General features: G+C 57.1%; 16 protein-coding genes. 5 read left to right on the top strand and 11 right to left on the bottom strand.

The features are described from left to right. Window positions 1-248: 248 nt before the first annotated feature. Both B347_RS0103520 and B347_RS0103515 read right to left on the bottom strand, forming a co-directional pair. Window positions 249-1,532 carry an NAD(P)/FAD-dependent oxidoreductase gene (locus B347_RS0103520; RefSeq protein ID WP_019408325.1) on the bottom strand — a complete coding sequence of 428 codons (1,284 nt, stop codon included), beginning with the start codon at window positions 1,530-1,532 and terminating at the stop codon, window positions 249-251. Between the two features lie 150 nt (window positions 1,533-1,682). Further along, window positions 1,683-3,173, bottom strand: coding sequence for an aldehyde dehydrogenase family protein (locus tag B347_RS0103515; protein ID WP_019408324.1), 1,491 nt, complete (start codon window positions 3,171-3,173; stop codon window positions 1,683-1,685). A 150-nt stretch (window positions 3,174-3,323) separates the two neighbouring features. Here B347_RS0103515 and B347_RS0103510 point away from each other — a divergent pair, with 150 nt between their 5' ends. The 4 genes from B347_RS0103510 (at window position 3,324) to B347_RS0103495 (ending at window position 7,665) form a co-directional block, all read left to right on the top strand. Further along, complete coding sequence (locus B347_RS0103510) at window positions 3,324-4,220, top strand: LysR family transcriptional regulator (protein WP_019408323.1); 897 nt, start codon at window positions 3,324-3,326, stop codon at window positions 4,218-4,220. Between the two features lie 128 nt (window positions 4,221-4,348). Continuing rightward, window positions 4,349-5,563 carry a nicotinate phosphoribosyltransferase gene (gene pncB / locus B347_RS0103505; RefSeq protein WP_019408322.1) on the top strand — a complete coding sequence of 405 codons (1,215 nt, stop codon included), beginning with the start codon at window positions 4,349-4,351 and terminating at the stop codon, window positions 5,561-5,563. Window positions 5,564-5,566: 3 nt separating this feature from the next. Further along, complete coding sequence (gene nadE / locus B347_RS0103500; protein WP_019408321.1) at window positions 5,567-6,394, top strand: ammonia-dependent NAD(+) synthetase; 828 nt, start codon at window positions 5,567-5,569, stop codon at window positions 6,392-6,394. Between the two features lie 248 nt (window positions 6,395-6,642). After that, a complete protein-coding gene (locus B347_RS0103495) occupies window positions 6,643-7,665 on the top strand; it encodes a DUF1338 domain-containing protein (protein WP_019408320.1) in 1,023 nt (340 codons plus the stop codon). A 65-nt stretch (window positions 7,666-7,730) separates the two neighbouring features. Here the strand turns inward: B347_RS0103495 and azu are convergent, their stop codons facing one another. After that, entirely contained in the window at window positions 7,731-8,177 is a 447-nt protein-coding gene (gene azu, locus B347_RS0103490; RefSeq protein WP_019408319.1) for an azurin, read from the bottom strand. Window positions 8,178-8,496: 319 nt separating this feature from the next. On the opposite strand from azu, the gene B347_RS0103485 reads away from it, so the two are divergent. Then, on the top strand, window positions 8,497-8,691 hold the full coding sequence (locus B347_RS0103485; RefSeq protein ID WP_019408318.1) for a hypothetical protein: 195 nt from the start codon (window positions 8,497-8,499) through the stop codon (window positions 8,689-8,691). Between the two features lie 269 nt (window positions 8,692-8,960). Here the strand turns inward: B347_RS0103485 and B347_RS0103480 are convergent, their stop codons facing one another. The 8 genes from B347_RS0103480 to rnr all read right to left on the bottom strand — a co-directional run bounded on the left by B347_RS0103480 (window position 8,961) and on the right by rnr (window position 18,783). Next, a complete protein-coding gene (locus B347_RS0103480; protein WP_026013969.1) occupies window positions 8,961-11,267 on the bottom strand; it encodes a YgiQ family radical SAM protein in 2,307 nt (768 codons plus the stop codon). Window positions 11,268-11,496: 229 nt separating this feature from the next. Continuing rightward, window positions 11,497-12,891: a replicative DNA helicase gene (gene dnaB / locus B347_RS0103475; protein ID WP_016783319.1), complete on the bottom strand. Its 1,395-nt coding sequence runs from the start codon at window positions 12,889-12,891 to the stop codon at window positions 11,497-11,499. A gap of 134 nt (window positions 12,892-13,025) precedes the next feature. Next, window positions 13,026-13,472 carry a 50S ribosomal protein L9 gene (rplI, locus tag B347_RS0103470; protein ID WP_003439047.1) on the bottom strand — a complete coding sequence of 149 codons (447 nt, stop codon included), beginning with the start codon at window positions 13,470-13,472 and terminating at the stop codon, window positions 13,026-13,028. A 19-nt stretch (window positions 13,473-13,491) separates the two neighbouring features. After that, the gene (locus B347_RS0103465; RefSeq protein ID WP_019408315.1) at window positions 13,492-14,388 is read right to left on the bottom strand and encodes a hypothetical protein; all 897 of its coding nucleotides are present in this window, start codon (window positions 14,386-14,388) and stop codon (window positions 13,492-13,494) included. A 36-nt stretch (window positions 14,389-14,424) separates the two neighbouring features. Then, a complete protein-coding gene (rpsR, locus tag B347_RS0103460; RefSeq protein WP_003171373.1) occupies window positions 14,425-14,655 on the bottom strand; it encodes a 30S ribosomal protein S18 in 231 nt (76 codons plus the stop codon). A gap of 28 nt (window positions 14,656-14,683) precedes the next feature. Then, window positions 14,684-15,109 (bottom strand): 30S ribosomal protein S6, encoded by a 426-nt coding sequence (gene rpsF, locus B347_RS0103455; RefSeq protein WP_003439045.1) that lies wholly within the window; start codon window positions 15,107-15,109, stop codon window positions 14,684-14,686. A 237-nt stretch (window positions 15,110-15,346) separates the two neighbouring features. Beyond that, a complete protein-coding gene (gene rlmB, locus B347_RS0103450; RefSeq protein WP_019408314.1) occupies window positions 15,347-16,111 on the bottom strand; it encodes a 23S rRNA (guanosine(2251)-2'-O)-methyltransferase RlmB in 765 nt (254 codons plus the stop codon). Continuing rightward, the gene (rnr, locus tag B347_RS0103445; protein ID WP_019408313.1) at window positions 16,108-18,783 is read right to left on the bottom strand and encodes a ribonuclease R; all 2,676 of its coding nucleotides are present in this window, start codon (window positions 18,781-18,783) and stop codon (window positions 16,108-16,110) included. The genes rlmB and rnr overlap by 4 nt, the downstream gene beginning before the upstream one ends. Window positions 18,784-19,050: the final 267 nt, after the last annotated feature.

Below are 19,050 nucleotides of genomic sequence, written 5' to 3'. Positions count from 1 at the left end.
TCGACTGTTTTGAGCCCATTTTTATTGGGCATGCACCGTCTAAACCGAGGAAGGTGAAACCACTTGTTTCACACAGGTGCCACCCGGCGTGACAAATGTTGCAACCGGGTTGCCCTGCGTTGTGCAACCGCCTTGTAACCACACGCGTCACCGAACTGCACACTCTCGGTGCGTAACTGCTACAAGCCGCACCACAAGAGGCTAGTCGCTGTACGCAAAAACGTAGGGCTGGCGATCGGATATCACGCCTAGATAACAATTCTCAGGCATTGACCCGCGTGATAAAGCGAGAAACCGGCTTCATATAAACAGCTGCGCAGCCCCGCGCCAGACACTGGCTGCATGGGCGCAAAGGGGATGGGTAAGGCGTTGACGTCGCCATTGCACAGGTAATCGGCGAACGCTTTCCCGACAACTGTGCCGGTGGTCACGCCCCGGCCGTTATAGCCCGTGACTGCCACTAAACCGGGCGCAGGCTGGAATAAACGCATGAGATGGTCGGGGGTAAACGCGATGCAGCCAGTCCAGGTGCATTCCCACTCCACACCTTTCAAGTAGGGAAAGTAGTGTTGCTGCACGCGATCAGCCCAGGTTTTGAGAAACCAGATCGGCTTTTGATTGCCGTTGCCCAGACTCCCGAGCAGCAAACGGCCTTCGGCATCGCGGCGAATACTGCTGAGCACTTGGCGCGTGTCCCACGACCCTTGGCCGCCGGGCAAGATGCGCTTGGCGCTGTCATCGGTCAGGGGTTTGGAGGCGACCTGGTAGTAATAACCGGGGAAAAAGTTACGCCTCAACTCGGTCCACTCCCCTTCGGTGTACGCATTGGACGCCAGCACCACTTGCTCGGCACTGACCGCGCCGCGTGCAGTTTGCACCGACCAACGCTGGCCTTGGCGCTCAAGCCCGGTGACCGGGGAATGGTCAAACAACTGCCCACCTAGGTCGCTGGCCGCTTTGGCCAAACCCGATGTATACGCCATTGGATTAAGCGTTCCGGCGCGCCGATCGAGCAAGGCGGCAGCAATTTTTGAGGTGCCGGTAGCGGCTTCGCACGCCGCGCCGGTCAGCAGTTCGATAGGCGCGCCGCGACGTTTCCATTGTTGCTCACGGCTGCGTAAATCGGCTTCGCCACGGGCGTTATGGGCCATGTGCAGCGTGCCTTCACGGCGCAGCTGACAGTCGATGCGGTACTTGTCGACAAGGCTGAACACCAGCGACGGCGCGGCGCCGAGCATGCGATTGAGCTGACTGCCGATGGCCTCACCAAAACCGGCTTCGATGTCATCCGGCGGGATCCACATCCCGGCGTTGACCAGCCCCACATTACGTCCCGAACCGCCGTGTCCGGTGCGATGTGCCTCCAGCACGCAGACGCTTTTACCCTGTTCGAGCAGATGAATAGCCGCTGAGAGGCCCGTGATGCCAGCGCCGATGACGCACACATCAACGTTCAATTCGCCCTTGAAGGCAGGCGCTTGAGGGCGTTGAGGGGTCAGGGTTTCCCATAAACACTGTTCTTGTAGAGGCATGGGGGGCTCCTTTGGAGCAGCTTCAGGCGCCAAGCTGCAAGCGACAAGTTAGAAGCGGCCTGCGGCTCACCTTACTTGCAGCTTGTAGCTTGAAACTTGCCGCTGCTTTTCTGTCTTTACTTGCGGCTTGCAGCTTGAAACTTATCGCTGCTACTCAAAACTAATACCCTGCGCCAGCGGCAGTTCCAGCGAGTAGTTCACGGTGTTGGTCTGGCGCCGCATGTAGCCGCGCCACGCATCGGAACCCGACTCGCGTCCACCGCCGGTCTCTTTTTCGCCGCCAAACGCCCCGCCAATTTCAGCCCCGCTCGGCCCGATGTTGACGTTGGCGATGCCGCAGTCACTGCCGACCGCCGACATGAATTGTTCGGCCTCGCGCACGTCGGTGGTGAAGATGCACGACGACAACCCTTGCGGCACGGCGTTGTTGAGGCGCAGCGCTTCGGCAAAGTCGGTGTAGCCAACCACATACAGGATCGGGGCAAAGGTTTCGTGGCACACCACGTCGCTCTGTTCCGGCATTTCGACAATCGCCGGGGCCACGTAGTACGCATTCGGGTATTGGCTGGCCAATTGACGCTCGCCACCAAACACCCGCCCGCCTTCGCTCAAGGCTTGTTCCAGAGCGTCTTGCATGTTTTCAAAGCTATGTTTGTCGATCAGTGGACCCACCAGATTGCCTTCCAGCGGGTGGCCAATGCGTACCTTGGAGTACGCGGCCTTGAGCCGGGTGACGATTTCTTCTTTGACCGACTCATGCGCGATCAAGCGACGCAGGCTGGTGCAACGCTGGCCGGCCGTACCCACAGCGCTGAACAGGATGGCGCGCACGGCCATGTCCAAGTCGGCGCTTGGGCCGAGGATCATCGCGTTGTTGCCGCCCAGTTCAAGAATGCTGCGGGCAAAGCGTGCGGCAATTTTTGGCGCCACTTCGCGGCCCATACGGGTGCTGCCAGTGGCACTGATCAGCGCCACACGCGGGTCATCCACCAAGGCTTCGCCCGCCTCGCGGCCGCCAATAATCACTTGAGCCAAGTACTTGGGCGCATCGGTAAATGTGTGCAGCACCCGTTCAAACAACGCCTGACAGGCCAGCGCGGTGAGCGGGGTCTTTTCGGAGGGTTTCCAGATCACTGCGTTGCCGCAGACCAGCGCCAGCGTAGTGTTCCACGCCCACACGGCAACCGGGAAGTTGAACGCACTGATCACGCCGACCACGCCCAGCGGGTGCCAGGTTTCGCGCATGTGGTGCCCAGGACGCTCCGAGGCAATGGTCAAACCATAAAGTTGACGCGAAAGACCCACGGCGAAATCGCAGATGTCGATCATTTCCTGCACTTCGCCCAGGCCTTCCTGAGTGATCTTGCCCGCTTCCCACGACACCAGTTCGCCCAAATCGGCTTTGTACTCACGCAGCAAGTCACCGAATTGACGCACCAGTTCGCCACGGCGCGGTGCTGGCACCTTGCGCCAGGCTTCGAACGCATGTTCGGCACGGGTCACGTGCTGCTCGGCCTCGGCGGCCCCTTCCCACTGCACGGCACCTATCTGGCTGCCATCAATCGGTGTGTGTACCGGCTGTTTACCCTGTTGGTACAGCGCGGGGTTCACACCAAGACGATCCAGTAATGCAGCAACCATGGGGCACTCCTTCAACTTAAAAATGGTTTTCAGGCCTTTAGTTGTAGCTGGCTCACCCGGTGGTAACAAACGACCTTTAAGCGAGATATCATTCCGAAAATTCATGCTGCGCGCGTAAAGTCGGCAAATAACAAAAACCTGGGGGTCTGTATGCTCAACAAGCGCTATCTGCCATCGATCACCGCCTTGCAGTGTTTTGAGGCTGTGACCCGGCACCTGAGCTTCACCCGCGCGGCCGAAGAACTGAACCTGACCCAGAGCGCTGTCAGCAAGCAAGTCGCCCAGCTGGAAGAGCTGCTCCAGCATTTGCTGTTTCGCCGCGTACGTCGCCGCCTGCAGCTCACGCCTGCCGGGGATTTGTACCTGGTAGAAGTCCGAAAAATCCTGACCCAAGTCGAAATGTCGACTCACACCCTGCGCTCTTACGGCGGCGAAACCGAGGTGCTGCGCGTGTCAACGCCTTCAACCTTCGGCGCACGCTGGCTGATGCCACGCCTCAAGGGGTGGCGACTACGCCATCCGCATATTCATCTGGATGTGTGCAACGAGCAGCCAGCCGACGAATTGCTGCAAGGGCGAAGCGATCTGGCGTTTTATTTTGGCCAGGGCTCACGACCCGGTACCGAATGCGTGAAGCTGTTTGGCGAAGAGTTGGTGGCCGTGTGCGCGCCCTCAAGCTTGCCAAGCCACCCATTCACCGACCCGACGCAACTGACCGATCTGGTCTTGCTGCAAAACGCCTCGCGCCCGCAGGCGTGGCATGAATGGTTTGAGAGTCAGGGCTATCACACCGACCACAGCTATCACGGGCCGCGCTTTGACACCTTTTATATGTGTATTCGCGCAGCCCAGGTCGGCTGCGGCGTTGCGCTGCTCCCACGGTTTCTAGTCGAAGAAGAATTGACTGACGGCAAGTTGGTCATTGCCTGGCAGCATAGGCTGCCAAGTCGCGACGCGTATTACCTGGCCTACCCTGAGCATTCGGCCGGTGTGCCCAAGGTAAAAGCGTTTGTGACGTGGATGATGGAACACATGGAAGACGCATAAACTCGCTACTACCGATTAGAGAAAAAACCGCTGGCAAAAGAGCCTGCGGATATGAGCCACTAGCGTCATTCATTGAAAAAGCTGAACGCCGTGGCAATCAAGGCACGCGCAGCATGGAGATTGCCGTTATGAGCGAGAGTGTGTTTGCCGATCGCATCGTGCAGAACCTGCTCGACACCGACTTCTACAAATTGACCATGATGCAGGCGGTGCTGCACAACTACCCCAACGTTGAAGTCGAATGGGAGTTCCGCTGCCGTAACAGCGAGGACTTACGCCCGTACCTGAGCGAGATTCGTCACCAAATCGAACGACTGGCCGAATTGAGCATGACGCCGGATCAGCTCGGGTTTCTGGAGCGGATCACCTTTATGAAGCCCGACTTCATCCGCTTTCTGGGGCTGTTTCGCTTCAACATGCGCTACGTGCACACGGGGATCGAAAACGGCGAGTTGTTTATCCGTCTGCGTGGGCCGTGGCTGCATGTGATTCTGTTTGAAGTGCCGATGCTGTCGATCGTCAGTGAAGTGCGCAATCGCTCGCGCTATGCGGGCACCGTGCTGTCCCAGGCCCGCGAGCAGTTGTATCGCAAGTTCGACTGGCTACAGGCCAACGCCAACGATGACGAACTGTCCGAGTTGCAAGTGGCTGATTTCGGCACGCGTCGCCGGTTCTCGTACCGCGTGCAGGAAGAAGTGGTCACGGTGCTCAAACATGACTTTCCTGGCCGCTTTGTCGGTACCAGCAACGTCAACCTGTCCCGCGAGTTGGACATGAAGCCGCTGGGGACCATGGCCCACGAATGGATCATGGCGCATCAGCAATTGGGCCCGCGGCTGATCGACAGCCAAAGCGCTGCACTCGATTGCTGGGTGCGTGAGTACCGTGGCCTGCTGGGTATTGCCCTGACCGATTGCATCACCACAGATGCCTTTCTGGCTGATTTTGATCTGTACTTTGCCAAGCTGTTTGACGGCTTGCGCCACGATTCGGGCGACCCGGTGGTGTGGGCCGAAAAATGCATCGCGCATTACCACCGCCTGGGCATTGATCCAATGAGCAAGACCTTGGTGTTTTCCGACAGCCTGACCTTGCCCCGTGCACTGGAGATTTTCCGGGCGTTGCGCGGCAGGATCAATGTCAGCTTTGGCATCGGGACTAACCTGACCTGTGACATTCCGGGTGTCGAGCCGATGAGCATCGTGCTTAAAATGACCGCCTGTAATGGCTCGCCAGTGGCCAAGATTTCGGATGAACCGGGCAAGACCCATTGCTCCGACCCGAATTTCGCCGCCTACTTGCGCCACGTTTTCCATATTCCTGAACAATCCTCCAAGGAGTGAATCATGCAGGCCGTACAGCGTCAGATTGCTGAAGAGCTCAAGGTCCAACCGCCGTTCAAAGACACCGACGCCCTTGAAGCCGAGGTTGCACGGCGCATTACCTTTATTCAGTGCTGCCTGCACAACGCCAGGCTCAAGACTCTGGTACTGGGTATCAGCGGCGGCGTCGACTCGTTGACCGCAGGGCTGATGGCTCAGCGTGCCGTTGAGCAGTTGCGCGAGCAAACCGGCGATCAGGCGTACCGCTTTATCGCTGTGCGCCTGCCATACGGTGTGCAGCACGACGAAGTCGATGCCACGGCGGCGGTCGACTTCATCAAGCCAGATGAGCGCCAAACCGTAAACATCGGCCCGGCAGTCAAAGCACTGGCTGGCGAGGTCACGGCGTTTGAAGGCAAGCCACCTGCAACGGTAGATTTCGTATTGGGCAACACCAAGGCACGCATGCGCATGGTGGCGCAGTACACCATCGCGGGCGCAACAGGCGGGCTGGTGATCGGTACCGACCACGCGGCAGAAGCGGTGATGGGCTTTTTCACCAAATTCGGCGATGGCTCTTGCGATCTGGCACCGCTCAGCGGACTGGTGAAGAATCAGGTTCGAGCCATTGCGCGGCATTTGGGTGCACCGGAATCGCTGGTCGAGAAAGTCCCGACTGCGGACTTGGAAGACTTGGCGCCGGGCAAACCTGATGAAGCGTCGCACGGCGTGACCTATGCCGAGATTGATGCGTTCTTGCATGGCGAGCCGGTGAGTGAAGAGGCGTTCAACATCATTCGCAGCACGTATGAAAAGACCCACCACAAGCGTGAGATGCCGTTCGCACCTTGAAACCGCGAACGCCCCTTGCCCTCACCCCAACCCTCTCCCGGAGGGAGAAGGAGCTTGTTTGGCGGCGCTTTTGAATACGCGGCGGTCAGTCCCCTCTCCCTCCGGGAGAGGGCTAGGGTGAGGGGCTTTTGATTCAAACAAGTCTGCAGCCAGAAAAAACGGAATGAACCCCGCATTTTTTTTCGCTTGTCGCCCCTCCCTTCAAAGGCTTTGATAGAGGTCTATTTCATCGTCAGAGCCCTGCCCCCATGTCTTCTTTTGATGGTTTGTTCTCTCTGGTCGAGTCTGCACTCGATCAGCCAACGGCTCATTGGTTGCGCGAGCATGTCGAGGTGCCACAATCGTTACAGCGTTTTAACTGGAGCGAACAGGCGCTGCACCGAGTGTGGCTCGCGCAAGCGCTGAACCTCTGTCTATTTCATACGCTCGTGAATGCCGTACCTGACGGCCGACGCTATGTCGAAGAACAAGCCCGGCAAGGGCGCAAGGTGGTGTTTGACCACGGCGCGATTCGCACTGTGGATTGGCCTGACAACGGCGAACTACCGCGTGGACGTCTGGCATTTTCACGTTTGCTGGAGCCGCTGGGCTTTACCGATGTACGAACCTATCCGCTGACCAAGCTGAATATGACGGGTTGGGGCTATCGCCAGATGGATCTGCCAGAAGACATCGCGCAGTTCTTTGTCTCGGAATTGCATCCGGGGCGTTTTAGCGAGGTGTTTCAGCACGCCGTCAGTCGCGTGGTCAACTCCAGCCTCGACCCGCTACAAGCCGAACACCTGAGTCTGCTCAATCGCCTGAGCCGCACCCGCCATTGCAGCCTGGACGAAGCCCGCCGCCTGTTGCCGGTGTTGCATCGTGCGTTTGGCCGCCAGCATGGCGTGGTGCACGAGGCGGACTATCAGTGCCTACTCCATGAAAGCGCTGAAATGGCGTGGATTGCCACCGAAGGCAACAGCTTCAATCACCTGACAGACCGCGTGCAGGATCTGGAAGCGTGCGTCGCCCAACAGCGCGATCTGCAACGGCCGATGAAAGACAGCATTGAGGTTTCAGCCTCGGAGCGGGTCATGCAAACCGCTTATCGCGCCTGCACGGTCACCCGCGAGATGGTGGATGCCCAGGGCCAAAGCCACGCACATCAGGTGCCGGGTTCTTTCGTGGAGTTTATTCAGCGCAAGGTCGACCCGGACAGCGGGCGAATTGATCTGAATTTCGACAGCAGCAACGCCCAGGGGATTTTCAAGATGACCGACTCAAAAGCCTGACCCTGAACGTAAACAGCCCTGACGGCGTAAGCTCGTCAGGGCTGCTCAGTCAGCACGTCAGGTTTTTATTTAAGGGTGACAGTGCCTTTCATCATCGAGATATGGCCCGGGAACGAGCAGAAGAAGCCATATTTCTCATCCGCTTTAAGCTTGGAGACATCAAAGGTCACAGAGTCAGTCTCACCAGCGCCAATGACCTTGGTGTGCGCAATGATGCGCGTGTCGCCATCTTTGAGGTAGCTTTTGTCGATGCCAGCGCTAAGGCCATCAGTGGCAATCGGCTGCATGTCAGCTTCTTTGCTCAGTACCCAGTTATGGCCCATCACGTTTTTGGGCAGGCTGCCAGAGTGCTTCAGTTCTACGGTGAATGTTTTGCAGGACTTGTCGATTTCGATAGCTTTGGTGTCGAACGACATTTGGTCAGTCGAATCGACAGTGACCTTGCACTCAGCAGCAAGCAGTTGGCCACTGGCCAGAGTCAAAAGGGATACCGCAACAACTTTGGCAAACATGGGTTTTCTCCAAGGTAGGGTACAAAAAATCCATTATTTGTATACAGGATGCATGAAAACAGTCGCAGCGCCAATGATCCACGTCACGTTATGACGCTTTTGTTATGACCTTCTATCAGGCAAACGAGCACAGGGCCAATAACCTTAGGCCATTCTTTTGCTTTCGGAGATTTAATCCACATGGCTCTTTTTGACCGGTGTAGAGTCGACTTCTCAACACAAACAGCCACCTTGCAAAAACCCAGCTAACGGCTAAGCACTAATACAGGGCAGAATACGCGCCGCTTAACCTCACCTTCGACCCCCCAGAGGATCGCCCATGGCCAAACCAAACTATAACTTCGCTAAGCGTCAAAGAGACTTGGCTAAAGAGCAGAAGAAAGAGGAAAAGCTCGCGCGCAAGAAAGCAGCAGCTGAAGGCGGCACCGTAGAACAGGATCTGGAAGTCGACGAAGAACATGAAGTCGCCGAAGACGACACCGGCGCCACAGAAGAACCAGCACCAAAAGCGTAACGCCCTCGGCCCGGTTATCCACAACCCGGCCCACAGGATCTGTGATCAGGATCAGCAGCCACGCTGTTGATCCTCGCAGCAGTCCTAACCCCCTTGTAACGCCCTCAGACGCTTTAAATAACCATCCCCTACAAGCAGACACGAAATAACCTGCGTGCGCGTGGGCGGCTTCTCAGTGGGCCAGAATGCACAACGCCAGCCCGAAGGCTGGCGTTGGTTGAGCAAATCGCTTTGTAGCCGCTGACGAAGGCTGCGGCTACAAAGTGGACTTAGCGCGGTACTACCGGTTTGCGGGTTGGCTTTTTGCCTTTACCGCCTTTGGCGGCTTCTTGACGCTCTTTGGCAGCCTGTTTATTACGGGCAAACGCAGCGGCCTTGGCCTGCTCGCGCTTGTCCCACGGGTTGCCGCCATCGCTGGCACGCGGCGGCAGGCCGGTGTGCTGGGTCAGGATTTTGGTGGTTTTCTCACCCGCAACCTTATGGCTGCCAGCTGGTGTCGAGTTTTTACGACGCGCACTCTGGTAGCTGTCGGTCGCAGGTTGATGCAGCGGAATCAGTTGGTCTTTGCCCGAACCGATCAAGTCTGTGCGGCCCATACGGGTCAGTGCTTCACGCAGCATCGGCCAACCTTTGGGGTCGTGGTAGCGCAAGAACGCTTTGTGCAGGCGGCGCTGCTCTTCGCTCTTAACGATCACCACCGAGTCGCTCTTGTACGAGACCTTGCGCAGCGGGTTTTTGCCAGAATGGTACATCGCGGTGGCAGTGGCCATCGGCGACGGGTAGAACGCCTGTACCTGGTCCGCACGGAAGCCATTGCCCTTGAGCCACAGCGCAAGGTTCATCATGTCTTCGTCTTTGGTGCCTGGGTGCGCGGCAATGAAGTACGGGATCAGGTACTGCTCTTTGCCTGCTTCCTTGGTGTACTTCTCGAACATGCGCTTGAACTTGTCATAGCTGCCAATGCCCGGCTTCATCATCTGGTTGAGCGGACCTTCCTCGGTGTGTTCCGGGGCGATCTTCAAGTAACCACCCACGTGGTGGGTCACCAACTCTTTTACGTATTCCGGCGACTCGACCGCGAGGTCATAACGCAGGCCGGAGGCGATCAGGATTTTTTTCACACCCGGCAAGGCACGGGCGCTGCGGTACAGCTGAATCAGCGACGAGTGGTCAGTGTTCAGGTTCGGGCAAATACCAGGGAACACGCACGATGGCTTGCGGCATGCGGATTCGATTTCCGGGGTTTTGCAGGCGATGCGGTACATGTTCGCGGTCGGGCCGCCGAGGTCGGAAATGACGCCGGTAAAACCTGGCACTTTGTCGCGGATCTCTTCGATTTCGCGAATGATCGACTCTTCAGAACGGTTCTGAATGATCCGGCCTTCGTGCTCAGTGATCGAGCAGAAGGTGCAGCCACCAAAGCAGCCACGCATGATATTCACCGAGAAACGGATCATGTCGTAGGCCGGAATTTTTTCCTTGCCGTACGCAGGATGTGGAATACGTGCGTAAGGCATGCCAAACACGTAGTCCATCTCTTCGGTGGTCATTGGAATCGGAGGAGGGTTAAACCACACGTCCACTTCGCCATGCTTCTGCACCAACGCACGGGCGTTACCTGGGTTGGTTTCAAGGTGAAGCACGCGGTTGGCGTGGGCATACAGAACCGAGTCGTTACGCACTTTTTCAACCGATGGCAGACGAATAACCGTCTTGTCACGGGTCATGCGCGGACTGGCCAAAATTTGCACAACTTTGGCTTCGTTCGGGTCTTCAACCGGGCCTTTTTCTTGCTCGATGGCACACGCCTGAGTGTCTTGGGTGTTCACGTACGGGTTGATGATCTTATCGATCTTGCCCGGACGGTCGATGCGCGTGGAGTCGACTTCGTACCAGTCTTTGGGTGTATCGCGACGGATGAACGCGGTGCCGCGAACATCGGTAATATCTTCGATCTTGTGACCGTAAGACAGACGCTGAGCGACTTCAACAATCGCGCGCTCGGCGTTGCCGTACAACAAAATGTCGGCGCAGGCGTCGATCAGGATCGAGTTGCGGACGCGATCTTGCCAGTAATCGTAATGCGCGATGCGGCGCAAGGAGGCTTCAATGCCGCCGAGTACGATCGGCACATGTTTGTAAGCTTCTTTACAGCGTTGGCTGTAGACCAGGCTTGCGCGGTCCGGACGTTTGCCAGCCATGCCACCGGGGGTGTAGGCGTCATCTGAACGGATTTTCTTGTCGGCGGTGTAGCGGTTGATCATCGAATCCATGTTGCCGGCAGCAACGCCGAAGAACAGGTTCGGTTCGCCCAGCTTCATGAAGTCGTCTTTGGACTGCCAGTCAGGCTGGGCGATGATGCCCACGCGAAAGCCCTGGGACTCCAGCAAACGACCAATAATGGCCATGCCGAACGAAGGATGATCGACGTATGCATCACCGGTCACGATGATGATGTCGCATGAATCCCAGCCAAGCTGATCCATCTCCTCCCTGCTCATCGGCAGGAACGGTGCAGGGCCGAAACACTCGGCCCAGTACTTCGGATAGTCAAATAGAGGCTTGGCTGCTTGCATGTCGGTGACCGGTGTTGAGTGCAGAAAAGAGGGGTGCGTCATTTCGCAAGAAATTCGCGGCCGCGGAATATAGCACAAAAAATAACCAATTCCGACGGCGATGGTCGGATTTGGGGGCTCACCTGTGGGAACGGGCTTGCTCGCGATGCTATCGCTGCGATTCGGCAGATGTACCGCGGCGCCTGAATCGCGAGCAAGCCCGCTCCACAAAGGCAAGGAGACCGGGCGATTAATCGTCGTCGAAGTTGTAACTGCCCGGCGCCAGGTTTTCGAAGCGCGTGTATTTGCCAATAAACGCTAGGCGTGTTGTACCGATAGGACCGTTACGCTGCTTGCCGATGATGATTTCGGCAATGCCTTTGTGTTCGGTCTCGGGGTGGTACACCTCGTCCCGGTACACGAACATGATGACGTCGGCGTCCTGCTCGATGGCTCCGGATTCACGCAAGTCGGAGTTGATCGGGCGCTTGTTGGGGCGTTGTTCAAGGGAGCGGTTGAGCTGCGAGAGCGCCACCACCGGGCAATTGAATTCCTTGGCCAGGGCTTTCAAGGAACGTGAGATCTCGGAAATCTCGTTGGTACGGTTATCACCGCCCGAGCCCGGGATCTGCATAAGTTGCAGGTAGTCGATCATGATCAGACCAATGTCGCCGTGTTCACGCACCAGACGGCGGGTACGCGCGCGCATTTCCGAAGGGCTGATGCCCGCGGTGTCATCAATGAACAGCTTGCGGTCGTTGAGCAGGTTGACCGCCGAGGTCAGGCGTGGCCAATCGTCATCTTCGAGGCGACCGGCACGGACCTTGGTCTGGTCGATGCGACCAAGCGAGGACAACATACGCATGATCAGCGATTCACCTGGCATCTCGAGCGAGTAAACCAGTACCGCTTTTTCACTGCGCAACACGGCGTTTTCAACCAGGTTCATCGCAAAGGTGGTTTTACCCATCGATGGACGACCGGCAACGATGATCAAGTCCGCAGGCTGCAAGCCGCTGGTCATGCCATCGAGGTCGGTGTAGCCGGTGGACAGGCCAGTGATGGCGTTGTCGGTGTTGAACAAGGTGTCGATGCGGTCGATGGCTTTGGTCAACAGGTCGTTGACACTAACCGGGCCGCCGGTTTTTGGCCGGGCCTCGGCAATCGCAAAGATCTGCCGCTCAGCTTCGTCGAGAATCTCTTCAGCGCTGCGCCCTTCAGGGTTGAACGCGCTGTCGGCGATCTCGGTGCTGATGCCGATAAGCTGTCGCAAGGTCGCCCGTTGGCGCACGATCTGCGCATACGCTTTGATGTTGGCGACCGACGGGGTGTTTTTGGCCAGTTCGCCGAGGTAGCCCAGACCACCGACTTGTGAGGTCTGACCTTCCTTGTCCAATTGCTCGGCAAGGGTCACGACGTCGATTGGGGAGTTCTGGTCTGCCAGTTTGGCGATGGCGCGGAAAATCAGGCGGTGGTCATGTCGATAGAAATCGCCGTCCGATACCTGATCCAACACGCGTTCCCAGGCGTTGTTGTCCAGCATCAAGCCACCGAGCACGGCCTGTTCGGCCTCGATGGAATGCGGCGGCACCTTCAGGGCAGCGGTTTGCAGGTCGTATTGCTCAGGAGCGGAGATATCGTTCATGGCCACTTGGTTGTTCTGGAAAAGCAGGAATTTGAAAATCGGGTACTGCAGAAAAACAAAGGGCACGACCTGTAAACAGGATCGTGCCCGATGTTAACCGTCCAGCACACAAGGTGCCAGTCAGTTAAGACTGCTTAAGCAGCTACCACAACAACGCGTACGGTTGCTTCAACTTCGGCGTGCAGGTGCACAGCCACGTCGAATTCGCCAACGTTGCGGATAGTGCCGTTCGGCAGACGAACTTCGCTTTTTGCAACTTCAACGCCAGAGGCGGTCAGTGCATCAGCGATGTCGTGGGTGCCGATCGAACCGAACAGCTTGCCTTCGTCACCAGCGGTGGCAGTGATAGTCACTTCCAGCTCAGCCAGTTGGGCAGCGCGTGTTTCAGCCGAAGCTTTCTTGTCAGCTGCTGCTTGTTCCAGCTCAGCACGACGCTCTTCAAACGCAGCCAGGTTGGCAGCGGTTGCAGCGGTAGCTTTGCCGTACGGCAGCAGGTAGTTACGACCGTAACCGGCCTTAACATTTACTTTGTCGCCCAGGTTGCCCAGGTTCGCGACTTTTTCCAGAAGGATCAGTTGCATGTGAAAATCCTCTTAACTTTTAACCTTCACCGTCCGCAGAGCCTTTATCAGCGTCTTTCGGCGCCAGACGTCCGCGAAAATCAATCAGGCTGTCGACAATGGCCAAGACCACGAGCAACGGATAGATCAGCTGCATAAACAGCAACAGCGTGACGTACAACCCCACCAGCCAAAACTTGCCCAGTCGCTTTTGCGCCACCAGCCCGTGTATCAGGGCCAGCCCGGCGAAGAACAACGCTACGCTGCACAACGGCGTGAGCATGGCCATTTGTGGACCGAAGTTCGGCCCTACAAGCATGCACGCCAGCAACAGTAACGCTGGACCTAGCGGTAGGCGGATGCTGCGAAATTCGCTGGCAAAACCGCCCGAGTTGTACAACAGCGCTTGCCAATAACGCCCAAGTATCAGGCTAAGCACGCTGACGACCTGCATCAAAGCTGCAATCAAACCGGTGAGGACGGGTGCAATCAGTGCTCCAAGGCGCGCTCGCTCTACGTCAGATAACTTGTCGTAGAGACCATTGAGGATCTGCGGCAGGAGTTTTTCCAACCCCAGCGCCATCGCATCAATGGGTTCGCGGAAAACCGTACCCAGGATCACGCCATACACCACACCCAACGCTACGCTGACCAGCAGCACGCGATTCCAAGGCCGACCGGCGCGTAACAGCATCGCCAATCCCAGGGTTCCCAGCAGCACCATCAAGGTGCGTGGTTCGCCCATATACCACCAGGCCAAGGCCGGCAGTAAAGCCCATGAGAGGATGCTTAAGGCATCTCTCGGACCGCGCCGCAGGAGCACAAGGCACCCCGCAGCAGCACTCAACCAGAACAAAAACGGCAATGCCGCACATCCGGCCACGATTAACGCGGCCTGCACACGGCCTCGCATGATGAACTCAGCTAGGGCGCGCATGCATTCAATCCTTTACTACTTGTCGACTGCCCGGTCTCAGCGGCCGTGGCTGTCGGTGTAGGCCAGCAGGGCCAGGAAGCGGGCGCGCTTGATAGCGGTGGCCAGCTGACGCTGATAACGAGCTTTAGTACCGGTGATACGGCTTGGAACAATTTTGCCGGTCTCGGATACGTAAGCTTTCAGAGTGTTGAGATCTTTGTAATCGATCTCTTTCACTTCTTCTGCAGTGAAGCGGCAGAATTTACGACGACGGAAGAAACGTGCCATGTAATTGGCTCCTCAAAAGGTCCGTGGATTACTCGTCAGCGTTATCGCTGGCGTCGCTGTTATCGCTGTCATCGCCATCGGCGCTGTCAGAATGCTCAGGACGGTCACGACGCTCACGGCGCTCACTGCGGTTCTCTTCAGCCTTGAGCATCTCGGACTGGCCAGTTACGGCTTCGTCGCGACGGATGACCAGGTTACGGATCACAGCATCGTTGTAACGGAAGTTGTCTTCCAGCTCAGCCAGGGCTTTGCCAGTGCATTCAACGTTCAGCATCACGTAGTGAGCCTTGTGAACATTGTTGATTGCGTAGGCCAGTTGACGACGGCCCCAATCTTCCAGACGGTGGATTTTGCCGCCGTCTTCTTCGATCAGCTTGGTGTAACGCTCTACCATGCCGCCGACTTGTTCGCTTTGATCCGGGTGGACCAAAAAGATGATTTCGTAATGACGCATGAATGCTCCTTACGGGTTGTAGCCTGCCGCTAACTAAAAAGCGGTCAGACAAGGAGTGAATGACACTTGTGTGTCTTGCCTAGAGAGGCACATATGCGCCCGCCATGACGGCAAGGGGCGCAATAGTAGAGAAGCAGAGGTCAAGCTGCAAGCTGTAAGCTGCAAGTCGTAGCGGCAAGTGACGAGCTGCAAGCGGCAAACCCAATGCAAAGCCGCCTTAGGCTTGCCGCTTGAGGCTTATCGCTTGCGCGTAGCGGCTGCTTTCAAGCCCCTCTGACGCAGGGCTTCGAACAGGCATACGCCAGTCGCTACCGAGACGTTCAGGCTGCTGACGCTGCCTGCCATTGGCAGACGCACCAAATAGTCGCAATGCTCACGCGTCAGGCGACGCATGCCTTTGCCTTCGGCACCCATGATCAGAATGGTCGGGCCCGTCAGGTCTTGCTCGTACAGCTCCTGCTCGGCTTCACCTGCGGTGCCAACGATCCACAGGCCGCGCTGCTGAAGCTTTTTCAGGGTGGCGGCAAGGTTAGTCACTGCCACCAACGGAATCACTTCCGCTGCGCCGCAGGCTACTTTTCGTACAGTCGGCGTCAGCGTTGCAGACTTATCTTTAGGCACGATAACAGCCAGGGCACCGGCCGCATCGGCAGTGCGCAGGCAAGCACCCAAGTTGTGTGGATCGGTCACGCCGTCCAACACCAGAATCAGCGGAGCGCCTTCAGTGCGATCCAGTAATTCGTTAAGCATGGCCTCGCCCCACACCTGGCTCGGACTGACTTCAGCCACGACACCCTGATGCACGCCTTCTACCCAAACGTCCATTTCGCGACGCTCAGCTTGGCCGACATCGACCCGATTTTCAGCTGCCAGCGCGACCAAGGTCTGAACCCGAGGGTCGTTGCGGCTTTCAGCCAACCACACTTGCTTGACGCGTTTCGGGTGATGACGAAGCAACGCTTCTACAGCGTGAATGCCGTAGATTTTTTCCAACTGACTCATGGTTTGGCCTTAGGTTTGCGCGCCCCGCCGCTTTTGGCGGCTGGAGCGGTGCCCGATTTTGGCGGGCCTTTACGGTGTTTACTTGGTTTGGAAGGCTTGCCCGCGTCTTTAGCGGGTGCTGCCCTCCCCGACTTTCCCGGCTCCGATGTCCGACCGCCGCTTTTCGCATCGGCCAGAAGCGCCTTTTTCAATTCACGACTTTTGCGCAACTCGGCATTTTTAGCCGCGGCATCGCTTGAACGGTAAGCATCGTCAGTAGTTTTTTTTGCCGTCTTGGCCGGCGCACTGCGACGTGCTGGTTTAGCCGTCTCGACTGGCGGCTCGGTAGCTTTAGTACCGGACTTGCCGACATTTTTGCCCGCGCTTTTACCGGCAGGTGCGTCACCCGTACGATTCTTGCGACCAATCGGCGCACTGAGTGTTTTCTCAGCCATTTCGAAGTCGATTTTACGTTCGTCGAGATCGACACGCATAACACGCACTTCGACGGTATCGCCCAAGCGGAAGCTACGACCGGTGCGCTCGCCCGCCAAGCGGTGATGCACAGGATCGAAGTGGTAGTAATCGCCCGGCAAGGCGGTCACGTGGACCAGACCTTCGACATAGATGTCTGTCAGCTCAACAAACAGGCCAAAGCCGGTCACGGCTGTAACGACACCCGGGAAGGTCTCGCCAACGCGGTCCTTCATGAACTCGCATTTAAGCCAGTTAGTCACGTCTCGCGTGGCTTCATCGGCACGGCGCTCGCTCATCGAACACTGCTCGCCGAGTTGCTCCAAGATCGCTTCGTCGTACGGGTAAATACGCGCTTTGGGAATGGTCATCGCACCAGCACGCAGAACGTGCGGGGTATCCTGCTTGGAATGGATGACACTGCGAATCGCCCGATGAGTGAGCAAGTCTGGGTAGCGACGAATCGGCGACGTGAAGTGGGTATAGGCTTCGTAGTTCAGGCCAAAGTGGCCTTGGTTATCAGCGCTATACACCGCCTGGCTCAACGAGCGCAGCATCACGGTCTGAATCAGGTGGAAATCCGGGCGGTCCTTGATGGTTTCAAGCAACGCCTGATAGTCCTTCGGCGACGGACCATCCTTGCCTTTATGCAGGGTCAGACCCAACTCACCGAGGAACGCGCGGAGTTTTTCCAGACGCTCAGGTGGCGGACCATCGTGCACACGGTACAACGCAGGAATTTCGTGCTTCTTGAGGAATTCCGCGGTGGCCACGTTGGCTGCCAGCATGCATTCTTCGATCAGCTTGTGTGCGTCATTACGAGTGGTTGGGCGAATTTCAGCGATTTTTCGCTCGGAACCGAAGATGATTCGGGTTTCCTGGGTTTCAAAATCAATCGCGCCACGGGTATGACGAGCAGCCAGCAACACTTTGTACAGCGAGTACAGCTGTTTGAGGTGCGGGACCACATCAGCGTATTCGCTACGCAGCTGCTTGGCTTCGCTGGTTTTCGGCTGCTCAAGGATGGTGCTGACCTTGTTGTAGGTCAGACGCGCCTGAGAGTGAATCACCGCCTCATAGAACTTGTAGTCGGTCATTTCGCCGGTTTTGGAGATAGTCATCTCACACACCATGGCCAAACGGTCGACTTTCGGGTTCAGGGAGCACAAGCCGTTGGACAACTGCTCTGGCAGCATCGGGATCACGCGCTCAGGGAAGTACACCGAGTTACCGCGCACCTGAGCTTCTGCGTCCAGCGCCGAACCAATTTTCACATAGCTGGAAACGTCGGCAATCGCCACGTACAACTTCCAGCCGCCCGAGAACAGACGCAACTTGCCAGCCTTGGCTTCGCAGAACACCGCGTCATCGAAGTCGCGCGCATCTTCGCCGTCGATGGTCACAAACGGCAGATGACGCAGGTCGATGCGTTTCTCTTTGTCTTTCTCTTCAACTTCCGGTTTCAGACGGCTTGCTTCTTTAAGCACAGCCTCAGGCCAGACGTGAGGAATGTCATAGGTGCGCAGCGCGATGTCGATTTCCATGCCGGGCGCCATATAGTTGCCCACCACTTCAAGCACATCACCCTGCGGCTGGAAGCGCGGCGTCGGCCAGTGAGTGATCTTCACTTCGACGAACTGCCCAACCTTCGCGCCCGCATTGCGGCCCGGCGTTACCAGCACTTCCTGCTGGATTTTCGGGTTATCGGCCACTACAAAGCCAATGCCGCCTTCTTCGAAGTAGCGACCCACGATGGTTTCGTGAGCACGTGAGACCACTTCAACAATCACACCTTCACGACGACCACGACGGTCCAGACCCGACACACGGGCCAGCGCACGGTCGCCATCGAATACCAGACGCATTTGCGACGGGCTCATGAACAGGTCGTCACTGCCGTCATCCGGGATCAGGAAGCCGAAGCCATCGCGGTGACCACTGATGCGGCCGAGAATCAGGTCGAGTTTGTCCACCGGCGCATACGTGCCACGGCGGGTATAAATTAATTGAGCATCGCGCTCCATCGCACGCAAGCGACGACGCAGAGCCTCAATTTGATCTTCTGTCGTCAGACCAAACTCTTCGACTAACTGCTCGCGAGCAGCAGGCGAGCCACGTTCGGCCAGGTGCTGAAGGATCAGCTCGCGGCTAGGGATAGGGTTTTCGTATTTTTCCGCTTCACGTGCGGCCTCGGGATCGAGGGTCTGCCAATCGGCCATTAGATAGTTTTCACCTTGTCTATATGCGGGTTAGTTTGGCATACGCGTATTGAAACGGGAAATTTCGGGTTCATACAGTGCCGTATTAGCCCGTTCTGACGCGCTTTAATGCCGTAGACAAACCGTTCGCGAAATATTTGCAATATTTTTAATCACAACGCTTTACAGGTCAAAGGGTCATCCGTATAGTGCGCGCCATCGACAACGGCAACGTTGAAGATGCTGCCCAGATGGTGAAATTGGTAGACACGCCAGCTTCAGGTGCTG

This window comes from Pseudomonas psychrophila HA-4, from assembly GCF_000282975.1.
Lineage (GTDB): Bacteria > Pseudomonadota > Gammaproteobacteria > Pseudomonadales > Pseudomonadaceae > Aquipseudomonas > Aquipseudomonas psychrophila_A.
Note: the sequence above shows the minus strand (reverse complement) of the source record. Positions and strands in the feature narration are given on the sequence as shown.

Bases quoted from the DNA above. Each gene is read 5' to 3' on its own strand.
- B347_RS0103520 (WP_019408325.1), bottom strand. From the start codon at position 1,532: ATGCCTCTACAAGAACAGTGTTTATGGGAAACCCTGACCCCTCAACGC.
- B347_RS0103515 (WP_019408324.1), bottom strand. From the start codon at position 3,173: ATGGTTGCTGCATTACTGGATCGTCTTGGTGTGAACCCCGCGCTGTAC.
- B347_RS0103510 (WP_019408323.1), top strand. From the start codon at position 3,324: ATGCTCAACAAGCGCTATCTGCCATCGATCACCGCCTTGCAGTGTTTT.
- pncB (WP_019408322.1), top strand. From the start codon at position 4,349: ATGAGCGAGAGTGTGTTTGCCGATCGCATCGTGCAGAACCTGCTCGAC.
- nadE (WP_019408321.1), top strand. From the start codon at position 5,567: ATGCAGGCCGTACAGCGTCAGATTGCTGAAGAGCTCAAGGTCCAACCG.
- B347_RS0103495 (WP_019408320.1), top strand. From the start codon at position 6,643: ATGTCTTCTTTTGATGGTTTGTTCTCTCTGGTCGAGTCTGCACTCGAT.
- azu (WP_019408319.1), bottom strand. From the start codon at position 8,177: ATGTTTGCCAAAGTTGTTGCGGTATCCCTTTTGACTCTGGCCAGTGGC.
- B347_RS0103485 (WP_019408318.1), top strand. From the start codon at position 8,497: ATGGCCAAACCAAACTATAACTTCGCTAAGCGTCAAAGAGACTTGGCT.
- B347_RS0103480 (WP_026013969.1), bottom strand. From the start codon at position 11,267: ATGCAAGCAGCCAAGCCTCTATTTGACTATCCGAAGTACTGGGCCGAG.
- dnaB (WP_016783319.1), bottom strand. From the start codon at position 12,891: ATGAACGATATCTCCGCTCCTGAGCAATACGACCTGCAAACCGCTGCC.
- rplI (WP_003439047.1), bottom strand. From the start codon at position 13,472: ATGCAACTGATCCTTCTGGAAAAAGTCGCGAACCTGGGCAACCTGGGC.
- B347_RS0103465 (WP_019408315.1), bottom strand. From the start codon at position 14,388: ATGCGCGCCCTAGCTGAGTTCATCATGCGAGGCCGTGTGCAGGCCGCG.
- rpsR (WP_003171373.1), bottom strand. From the start codon at position 14,655: ATGGCACGTTTCTTCCGTCGTCGTAAATTCTGCCGCTTCACTGCAGAA.
- rpsF (WP_003439045.1), bottom strand. From the start codon at position 15,109: ATGCGTCATTACGAAATCATCTTTTTGGTCCACCCGGATCAAAGCGAA.
- rlmB (WP_019408314.1), bottom strand. From the start codon at position 16,111: ATGAGTCAGTTGGAAAAAATCTACGGCATTCACGCTGTAGAAGCGTTG.
- rnr (WP_019408313.1), bottom strand. From the start codon at position 18,783: ATGGCCGATTGGCAGACCCTCGATCCCGAGGCCGCACGTGAAGCGGAA.